The sequence below is a fragment of the Methanobrevibacter sp. genome (assembly GCF_045577275.1).
In the GTDB taxonomy this organism is placed as follows: Archaea; Methanobacteriota; Methanobacteria; order Methanobacteriales; family Methanobacteriaceae; genus Methanobrevibacter.
This window is the reverse complement of record NZ_JAZNIB010000221.1, coordinates 1-1,899: the sequence shown is the minus strand read 5'-3', so window position 1 is coordinate 1,899 and position 1,899 is coordinate 1. Positions and strand designations below refer to the sequence as shown.

2 protein-coding genes are annotated in these 1,899 nt (G+C 30.9%); both read right to left on the bottom strand.

Going from position 1 to position 1,899, the window contains the following annotated elements:
- Nucleotides 1-129 precede the first annotated feature (129 nt).
- Entirely contained in the window at nt 130-504 is a 375-nt protein-coding gene (gene nifU / locus ACKI67_RS06360) for a Fe-S cluster assembly scaffold protein NifU (RefSeq protein WP_407462603.1), read from the bottom strand.
- A gap of 87 nt (nt 505-591) precedes the next feature.
- A complete protein-coding gene (nifS, locus tag ACKI67_RS06355) occupies nt 592-1,797 on the bottom strand; it encodes a cysteine desulfurase NifS (RefSeq protein ID WP_407462605.1) in 1,206 nt (401 codons plus the stop codon).
- Nucleotides 1,798-1,899 lie beyond the last annotated feature (102 nt).

Genomic DNA, 1,899 nt, shown 5'->3' with positions numbered 1-1,899 from the left:
AAATTAAAAAAATGAAAAAATATAAAAATTGAAAAAAATAGAAAAATAGAAAAATAAAAAATGTGTTAAAAAAGCAAAAATGAAAATTAAAAAAAATGAAAAAATAAGAAAAGATACATTGATCTAAAATTATTCAGAATTTTTAGATTTGTAATCTTTAATTGCTTCAGCTAACGCATCTGCTGCTAAGTTGGAACAATGCATTTTAATTGGTGGAAGTCCATCCAATGCATCAGCCACATCATTTCTTGTAATTTTTAAAGCTTCATCAACAGTCATTCCCATAGCGATCTCAGTTATCATACTGCTTGTAGCGATTGCAGCACCACAACCAAAGGTTTCAAATTTGATGTCTTGAATTACTTCGTTTTCATCTACATCAATATAGATAGTCATCAAATCTCCACAAGTAGGGTTTCCAACTGTTCCTTCACCACTTGCATTTTCAATTACGCCAGTATTTCTTGGATTTGCAAAATGATCCATTACTTTTTCACTGTACATCATATCACCTTATTTCTTTACTTAATTTTAATCAAATATAAAATTTTGTAATTTTTTGTAATTTATTTAAAAAATATTAATAGTTAACTAATGGTCAGGATCTGTAAATTTAGATTCATCCAATTCTAAGGATTCATTATTTTCATTATCCCACAATGGAGACATTCTTCTTAATCCTGCAACAACTTCTTCTATTGCATCTACAACTACATCAACATCTTCCATACTGTTTTCAGTACCTAAACTTAATCTAAGTGAACCATGAATTTCAGCATCTTCTAAACCTAATGCACTTAAGACATATGATGCCTTAAGACTTTTAGAGGAACATGCGGAACCTGTTGCACCATTGATTCCTTTTGCATCCAATCTAAGAATTAAACCTTCACCTTCGATTGCTGCAAATCTGAAGTTTGCATTGTTTGGAAGTCTGTTAACTTTATCACCATTTAAGTAAGCTTCTGGAATTCTGTCTGTAATCTTTTCAATAAGTGCATCTCTCATTTGGGAAAGTTTTGCAATGTTTTCATCTAATTGCTCATATGCAAGTTGTGATGCTTTACCAAAACCTACAATTCCAGGAACATTTTCAGTACCGGATCTGAGGCCACCTTCTTGACCTCCACCATGAATCAATAATTCTAATTTTACTCCTCTTCTAATGAATATGGCGCCTACACCTTTAGGGCCATAAATCTTATGGGATGAAATAGACAATAAATCTATGTTCGCTGCCTTAACATCTACAGGAATCTTACCTACAGATTGAACAGCATCACAATGGAACAAAATTCCATTTTCCTTTGCGATTTTACCTACTTCTTCAATAGGTTGTATTGTTCCTATTTCATTGTTTGCATGCATAATAGAAATTAAAATTGTGTCTTCTCTAATTGCATTTTTCAAGTCATCAATATTTATAATACCATTTTCCTGAACTGGGAGATAGGTTACTTCAAAACCTCTTGTCTCCAAAAATTCACAAGTTCTAAGAACAGCAGGATGTTCTATTTCTGTTGTAATGATATGTTTACCTTTATCTTCAAATTTTAAAGCTACCCCTTTAATAGCCATATTATCTGATTCGGTTCCCCCACTTGTAAATATAATCTCTCTTGTATCCGCATTGATCAATTGAGCTACATTTGCTCTAGCTTCCTCAACAGCCTTTTTAGCATCTCTACCTAATTTATAAAAAGTAGAAGGATTTCCGAATTCTTCTTTTAAATAAGGAATCATAGCATTGAATACTTCTTCTTTAACAGGAGAAGTAGCAGAATTATCCATATATATCATTATTTACACTCCGAATTTTTTTTAAATAAATTATTCATTATTCTAATAATTAATAATCCACCATAGTCTTTAAAAATTAAAATAACAAGGTTATAATAA